Origin of the sequence: Bacteroides sp. AF32-8BH, from assembly GCF_003435205.1 — a bacterium.
GTDB lineage: Bacteria > Bacteroidota > Bacteroidia > Bacteroidales > Bacteroidaceae > Bacteroides > Bacteroides ovatus.
This window is the reverse complement of sequence record NZ_QVLZ01000025.1, coordinates 1-7,466: the sequence shown is the minus strand read 5'-3', so window position 1 is coordinate 7,466 and position 7,466 is coordinate 1. Positions and strand designations below refer to the sequence as shown.

10 protein-coding genes are annotated in these 7,466 nt (G+C 39.0%); 9 read left to right on the top strand and 1 reads right to left on the bottom strand.

Annotation, left to right across the window (positions count from 1 at the left end; genetic code table 11):
- A partial coding sequence (locus DWZ47_RS17550; protein ID WP_233525072.1) for a hypothetical protein occupies positions 1 to 1,106 on the top strand: 1,106 nt, incomplete at its 5' end.
- A 45-nt stretch (positions 1,107 to 1,151) separates the two neighbouring features.
- Here the strand turns inward: DWZ47_RS17550 and DWZ47_RS17545 are convergent.
- Complete coding sequence (locus DWZ47_RS17545) at positions 1,152 to 2,066, bottom strand: hypothetical protein (RefSeq protein WP_117513990.1); 915 nt, start codon at positions 2,064 to 2,066, stop codon at positions 1,152 to 1,154.
- A gap of 1,755 nt (positions 2,067 to 3,821) precedes the next feature.
- On the opposite strand from DWZ47_RS17545, the gene DWZ47_RS17540 reads away from it, so the two are divergent.
- The 8 genes from DWZ47_RS17540 to DWZ47_RS17505 form a co-directional block, all read left to right on the top strand.
- Positions 3,822 to 4,514: a J domain-containing protein gene (locus DWZ47_RS17540; protein WP_109115720.1), complete on the top strand. Its 693-nt coding sequence runs from the start codon at positions 3,822 to 3,824 to the stop codon at positions 4,512 to 4,514.
- A gap of 332 nt (positions 4,515 to 4,846) precedes the next feature.
- The gene (locus DWZ47_RS17535; protein WP_225721031.1) at positions 4,847 to 5,173 is read left to right on the top strand and encodes a hypothetical protein; all 327 of its coding nucleotides are present in this window, start codon (positions 4,847 to 4,849) and stop codon (positions 5,171 to 5,173) included.
- Complete coding sequence (locus DWZ47_RS17530) at positions 5,157 to 5,411, top strand: hypothetical protein (protein WP_032846452.1); 255 nt, start codon at positions 5,157 to 5,159, stop codon at positions 5,409 to 5,411. Before DWZ47_RS17535 ends, DWZ47_RS17530 begins: the two co-directional genes overlap by 17 nt.
- Positions 5,412 to 5,891: 480 nt before the next feature.
- The gene (locus DWZ47_RS30680) at positions 5,892 to 6,389 is read left to right on the top strand and encodes a hypothetical protein (RefSeq protein WP_229033168.1); all 498 of its coding nucleotides are present in this window, start codon (positions 5,892 to 5,894) and stop codon (positions 6,387 to 6,389) included.
- Positions 6,390 to 6,451: 62 nt separating this feature from the next.
- Positions 6,452 to 6,787 carry a hypothetical protein gene (locus DWZ47_RS17520; RefSeq protein ID WP_004310306.1) on the top strand — a complete coding sequence of 112 codons (336 nt, stop codon included), beginning with the start codon at positions 6,452 to 6,454 and terminating at the stop codon, positions 6,785 to 6,787.
- 7 nt (positions 6,788 to 6,794) lie between these two features.
- Positions 6,795 to 7,010 (top strand): hypothetical protein, encoded by a 216-nt coding sequence (locus DWZ47_RS17515; RefSeq protein WP_008616521.1) that lies wholly within the window; start codon positions 6,795 to 6,797, stop codon positions 7,008 to 7,010.
- An 11-nt stretch (positions 7,011 to 7,021) separates the two neighbouring features.
- Positions 7,022 to 7,243 carry a hypothetical protein gene (locus DWZ47_RS17510; RefSeq protein ID WP_008019901.1) on the top strand — a complete coding sequence of 74 codons (222 nt, stop codon included), beginning with the start codon at positions 7,022 to 7,024 and terminating at the stop codon, positions 7,241 to 7,243.
- A gap of 23 nt (positions 7,244 to 7,266) precedes the next feature.
- A partial coding sequence (locus tag DWZ47_RS17505; protein WP_199488158.1) for a PcfK-like family protein occupies positions 7,267 to 7,466 on the top strand: 200 nt, incomplete at its 3' end.

Below are 7,466 nucleotides of genomic sequence, written 5' to 3'. Positions count from 1 at the left end.
CCTCGCTCAATATGAACACACCCTCGCTCAATATGAACACACCCTCGCTCAATATGAACACACCCTCGCTCAATATGAACACACCCTCGCAAATAGACGAAGAAAAAGGTGAAGACATAGAAAAACTATCAGAAAATGTAGTCAAAGAGCAATCTAACCTCGTTCAATATGAACAGGGGTCCGCTCAATATGAACGAGGGTGCGCTCAATATGAGCAGGGGTGTGTTCATATTGAACGAGGGTCCGCTCATATTGAACAACAGAATAAGATATATATAGATAATATAGAGAATAAAGAGAATCATAACGAACGAAGTGAGTTTAATAAAGAAACTGATATGAAGATTTTGGAATGGTTCAATTCTCGTGACTTATCTTTTCCAGATCTTTCTTCTTCTGATTTTGAAACCATCATCAACCTTCCAGATTTTGCCGATAATGATTTTGATATGGCAATAAGAGAAGTTTGGGGATATTTGCAATATGATGAAGACTCTCCAGGTAATTACATTCCAGCTGAATATTTCAAAGATATTCTTTACCGTGCTTGGAATGATTTAAAAACTATCAATCCGGATTTCTCTCTTTCGGAACAAGACATGAAGAATATTTTTGGATTCGATGTTGAGATGCAGAATGGAGAGCCTGTATGTTATGTGACTCCCAGTAAAATTAAAAACATCAATCAATCCCCTTCATCTTCCAGAAAAATTAAACGGAAAGGAGTAGAGGACCGAACCTCCAGATTAATATTTCTTGAATCTATCCGGCAAGTCGCCGAAAAAGATACGAACATGTTAACAGATGCCGAATATGCAATATGGCTTATGATTGAGTTCGTGAAAGAACGGGAGAGCAATCAGCAACCTCGTCCATCGGAAGTGACAAAAGCAGCTTATGAAGATTTGCTTAAACGTTTCTCGAACGAATCGAAGGTACCTGTGGAAGATTTGAGAACCCTATGGAAAGAACTTCCTCAAAAAAATACAGTTAAACTTCATCCTCAACAGTTGTCAGTCGATAAGATTATAAACTATAACGTGCAAGTAAATCAGGCAAGTGATGTGGAAGAGCTTTATAACAAAAAGATGGCAGAACAACCATGAAGTCTTTTGCCACCTTTCAGAATCCTTTTCCTTAGCCGGACTTGATTATCTTATTTCGGGTTCGGCTAAAAAGTTTCTTCTAATTTCTATTTCTTCAGACAGTATTCTAATCGCATCTTTCTCTCTTCGAAAATAATTGCCTGCCAGATAACGTTTATTGCTTGTTACAGTTCCTTTTTCCACATCTGAAGTAACTTGCATCTTATCCGTAATATACCAGTATCGTTCTCCTGTAGCTACTTTCATGTTCAAAGGCTCAATTCGTTTTAGAAAATGATTCCATGTTTTACCGACCTTAGCTAATTCTACATCCAGAGCCTTTCTTTGATAATCCGCTGGCTTGAAAGTTGTGAACGAAAAATCATCTATTTTTCCCAAATACTCGTTCATGCTGTATTTAACTGGTTCCCCTTTGATAACATAGCAATACATAACAATGTCTCCAGAGGATTTATCTACAAGTCTTACTACCCCATATCCTTCTTGACCAGTTTTATGATTATGGAAGCATACTAAATCACATGATTTGGGAATATATTTATCGCTTATTACGAAAAATGGGTTGCCAAATTCCTGGCCATTTTCATCTAAAACTAAATAGAGGCGATTTAAAGCATTTTCTCCGGCTGGGGTTATAATGTCTACAGGAATTGTTATTTTGTCGAAATTAGGCGTGTTTCCGTCAATTCTAAGGCATATTAAAACTGTATTCACATTCCCTTCTTGTACCAAACCTATAGAATCGTTCCATTTTACTGCATCTCCAGCTCCAAATCCTTTGTCAAACCAGTTGGCAAATGTAGCGTAATCGAGAGATTCAGGATCGTCTGAATAACTGGAAGGTACATGCAGCTTAATATTATATTCTGTTTTGCAATAAGAACTGATTCCTTTAAAATCAATTTCAGACTTATATTTTCTTTTTCTTAGAAAATGCTCTACTTGTTTTTTAGTTTTCATATTTGGATAAAATAATCAATTGTTAGGCAAATGTAATATGATTTTTTGATAAACATCAATTTGGATATAAAAATTTAGCTTAATTACCATAAAACGAGACTGAAAAAATAGGTGACTGGAAAAAATCAGAAAACTTATATATTGAATTTTTATATCGTTGTCAATTTGAATATATTGGGAAATAATTATTTCTCTGTATTAGAAAAATAAAGTTAATAAATTGATGCTGGGATAATTACAAAATCTCTACTTCCAGATTCGATATATTATAAAATTAATGTTAGAAATTGGAGATAATTTTATTGTATTGAATAACGTGGTCTGGAAGAGAATTGGCTTTTTATACTATGATCGACTTTTGAAAAAACGAGATTGAAAAATCAGGTCGGATTATATATATGGTATCCGCTCCAGAATTGACCGGCTCTGCCTTCTTTTTTTTCATATTTTTGCTGTTATATTTCTGTAAATCAGTTGATTATATTGTTTCACTAATATACAAAAGTGAAACAAATGTGCTTTTGTTCTTTGTTTTGCCTATTCTTTTGTTTTTGATACTCTTTTGAAATTATTACAAATTTACCCTTTTGTGTATGTGATTTGTTCCCGTTCCTTTTTGCATCCAGGTAACAACATCTCGCGCGCGTATATGTGTGCGTATGTGTGTATGTGTGTCACGATTTGCCCTAAATAAGTAACCACGCACACACGCGCACGTGTTGGGATGATTTATCTTTTTGATTTTCAGGTATTTATAAGTGGTATTATTTATTGTTTGCTTGTATATTGTTGAAAATCAAATGTTTACAAATTATTTTAGTCTTAAAATGAAATTAATTGATTATTTATTTGTGTATATCAAAATGTTGCCATATCTTTGCAACGTCAAGTTAAGATAACGGCTACTTGATAAAGTGTTTACTTTCCGTTTTGGTTTTTATCTGTAAACCTACAAAAAGCGAAAACCGCAAACAGATACGAGATAATAAACGTAATTAATAACCGTAAAAACAAGAAGTAAGAAACGGACAAAAGAAAGTAATACATAAAAGCAAAAGGAGTGCGAAAGCGAAAGCAAAAGCGCACGCCCAGACATAAAACGGGATGTTTTGTGAACGGGAAAAGAATACCCATAACTGTAATGGTCAGTTATTAAAGATTGTCATGCAAACCGTCGCTGGCACTATGGGGGAGCTATATACATAAGTCTGCTACAAAAGCGTGCCATAGGTGCGTAGCTCCATGCAGCAAAAGGGAAAAGTGTAAACTTTGTGCCATAGTTGTGCCCAGTTGCCGACTGCATACCGAAAAACGGATGTTTACACAAAGGTGTGAAAATCTGCCCCTAATGCGAACTGAGAAAGATATATGCCCTTGCGTATATATGTAATCACCAACGCAACGCAGCCCTAACAGTGAAGAAGTGTATGCCAAAAGTGTGCTTTAACGGTAACGATGGAAATTACCTACCACATAGGCGAAAGCGTATGTAAAAAGCTGCAATTCAATCGGTTTGGTTGCAGTTGGTGAGCACTCATACACAGGGCGCACGGCTCCGTTGCGCTGTTAGTGACGGGCAAAAAGTTGTACATAGAGTGTGCTGGATAGGTGAATGTCCAGTATGCTCTGATTGGGCTTTAACGCAATCGAAAGCGTGTAAACGTTTTCGATTGCGTTCCTATTTTGGTAGGTCGGGGTTCGATTCCCCGATTGCCTACAATGCGCTATTGCAGAAAATTCCTAAAAACAGTAATCATGGGAACAATTAGTAGGTATAACAGTGTACAATTTGAGAACTTAAACGCAAATGAGTTGGTAGGCGTAACTTTGGTGTATAAGAGTGTAAACCGTGACGGAGAAACGCATTATTCAGGACTGAATTTTGCCGGTGATGAATACACGCCAAAGGATAAGACACAGGACGAGATTTTCCGCGTGTGGAAGAATGTGGTAGCTACGTTCTGGACTGTGAAAGCGGTGGAAGCTGGGCTGCGTGAGGATAATGGTGGTATTGCATCCAAATTGCGTAGCGGTACACCGGCTGAAATCATAGTGCGTACAAGTGATTGCAAAGTGTCAAAGAAGTGGGATGTTGAGGGAAGTGTATGGAGCCGTATTGGTTTGGTGCCTACAAAGAAAGACCTGGATTGTGCAGCGCGTGATTTTAAGAAGAAAATCCATGCTGCTACAAAAGCGTCTTTCGATGCTCTGAAATTCCGTTTGAACTTTGAAGAAGTAGTCGCAAAAGCCGCTAACTATTATGAAATCTTGGGTGTGAAGCATGATGCTACGGAAGCGGAAATTAAAGCTGCATACAAACAAGCTGCTAAATCTGCTCATCCTGATGCCGGTGGTTCCAATGAAAAGATGCAAGAGGTAAATGCAGCATGGGAAGTTCTGGGAAATGCTCAAAAGCGTGCGGAATATGATGCGCGAATGGCTGCATAAATAAAAACTGGTAAGTCATAACATATATAGCACGTCTGGAGGTGAATACAGGCGTGCTATTTCTATGGGTAAAACGAACGTGGAAGCGTAGCGTGCAAGAAGTGCGAGTCTTTGTTACCCACTTTAATTGTGGCATGTACTTTTGAGTGCGTGCCATTTTTGTGTCTGATTGTAAACCTTTAAAATATAAAGCATGAAACGAGCAAGAATCCAAAGAACGAGCGTAAAAGTTATTTCTACCTCTTGTGCAAGTATGACATTCTATTTGCCTAAATCTCAAAATGTTACCGTGAAACGGAAAACTGTGTATGATTTATTTAAAGCGTAAATCTATGAAGAAGTATGTTGTGGTATATAAGCGGAAAAAGTATATCAAAGTAGCTACTGCAATTGGTAGTAAATTTTATAGAATCTTGGTAGTTATATGCCTGTTGTTTTCCTGTATTGCGATAAATGCCAAAACTATAAGGGTATTTACAGGAAACATACAGCGCGTGGAGAAGACTGTGAGGATAGATGGAAACACTTACTTCCTAACATTGAAAGATGGTACCATGTACCAACTAGAGGATGAGAAGCAATATAGTATTGTATTGGAGAGTTGGAAATATTTCAAGTTTATAATGATTGATGTGAAAGATAATGGTAAAAAAGAATGATATAGCCAGTTTCTTCTACTATATGTGGAATTGCTGGGATGAGCACGAATGTGCTGTTGCTTTTGAAAAAGCCGAATGTGGATGGAGACATTTATGGAACAAGTGGCGTGAATATAATAGTCAAAATGGTCATTATGGAGCGGTAGAAGAATTTTTTGCCAATTTGGATGACAGGAATCAGAACTTACTCGTAGAGCGTGCACTGGAAATGTACAGCGGTAAAAAACGTATCAAATGAAAAAGATATTCAAAGTAATCGTGGGATGTGTTATTGTTATACGAAGTTACGAAAAGAGTGTAATTTATTGGAAATGAGCATTGGGTAATCGCTCATAATAGTAATAGGTTACGAATTAGTTAGTTATCTACTGCATTATTCTTCTGTGCGTTGCGTAACCTTCAAAGAACTCTTCGTATGCAAAAGTAACAATAAAACGGGAGATTTAGAAATGAATCTCCTGATTTTTCTTCTCACACAAGTTTTTCCGTAAAAGCGATTTTATCCGTCAGCACACCATCGCCCAAAAAGATTTTGAACGAACGTGTGCCGACTGCCGCATAAGCGGAGAAAAGGGCTTTGCCTCACGCCTAAACAATAGTTTAGACTGATGAGACAAGGCCCCTTTCTTTTGTGCTTATGCCAAAGAGGTGCTTTTACGGGGTTTTGACGATTTTTCTTTTTTCGTTGTCCTTTTGAGCCGGAAGCGGAAAGCCGTGTATGACCGCACATTCCATAAATGGAACAAGCCGTCACTCACGGCAGACAAACCGGGAAGAATTATTTTATCCATCCGACCAAACACGTTTGGCCAAACAGATAAAAACATACTTCCTTGCCGATGGTTTGCCCGGTTTCACGCTACCGGCTATGTTCTTTTCTGTTGGGGATGTCTTTTTCACGGATTTCTCTTTTGAAGTTTTCCTGTCTAATCTGCCTCTACTTCCGTTTACCTCCATTTTCGCGCCTTTCAGTGAGCCGCATCAGGCAGTCATTTTCGTGCTGGGTGCAAAGGTAACTCCGGGATTGTACGGGAAAGCAAGGTCAAGCCTCCTGTTTTCTGGAAAAATCTCCAGCCCTTCGGGTAGTATTTTTCCGAAAAACCTTGCATTCCCTAATCCCTACCTTTTTAAGCACCCGAAACGAAAACGACCGATGCGACAGAAAGACGCATTAAAAAAAATGTCGGATAAACGAGAAGCAGATAAGATAGTTTGAAACTCAACTCCCTCAGCTCTTGAATCCGCATTAAAAAACAAAAAATCAAAAACAAAACGGATATGAGAACGGCAATAGCAACAAAATTCGTGGCATGGGAAGTACCAAGTTTGGAGAACCTGCAAGGCAGCAAGGTGTACGGACTTCGCACCAAACTGAACAATGGTGAGAAATTGAGCCGAGAGGAAAAGGATTGGCTTACACGCAACGTGAACAGCAACACCTATTTCAAGAGCGCAGTACCCTTGCAAGGTTGGATGTTTGACTTTTCCGACATTCTTCGAACCTACATTGTAAAGCAGTATGGACATTGGGCGGAATACAAGGCTACCGACAAGACCGCACTCCGCAGTTTCCTATACGGCAGGATAGACAGCATCGTGGAACTTAACAAATGATACGGCTATGACAGCAACGGTAAATTTCAGACAAATGGCGCAATACATAGGGCTTGCGATATGCACCCTAATCATGCGCACCGCCTTTTGGGTGTCCGGCATCATTTGGTACATCGTCAGAGAGATAATAAACGGAGTGTTCCGAGTGGCAATAGGGGTAATCGTGGCTATTCTTTCCGTTATCCTGTTCTTCGGCTTCATTCTTTGGTTATTCACCCTTTAATCCCTACCGACATGGCAAAGAGAAGAAGCAAGACAGTGGAGCAACAATGCAGATACTACGAGGTGGGCAACATCTTCGAGTACATGGTGGAAACATACCTCAACGGCAATATGTCCGTCTTCCGTGGACTCTACCACGAACTGAACAAGGACGCACGGAAGGACTTTATAGACTTCCTATTGAGCGAGGTTGAGCCGATTTATTGGAGGGAGATTTTGAAACATACTATTTGACAACTCATAAAAACGACAGCGATATGAAAGGAACAGACCATTTCAAGAGAACGATACAGATGTATTTGGAACAACGTGCGGAGGAAGACACGCTCTTTGCGAAGAACTACCGCAATCCAGCCAAGAACATTGACGATTGCGTAACCTACATTCTGAACTATGTGCAGAAAAGCGGTTGTAACGGCTTCACGGACGGAGAGATATACGGACAAGCAGTACACTA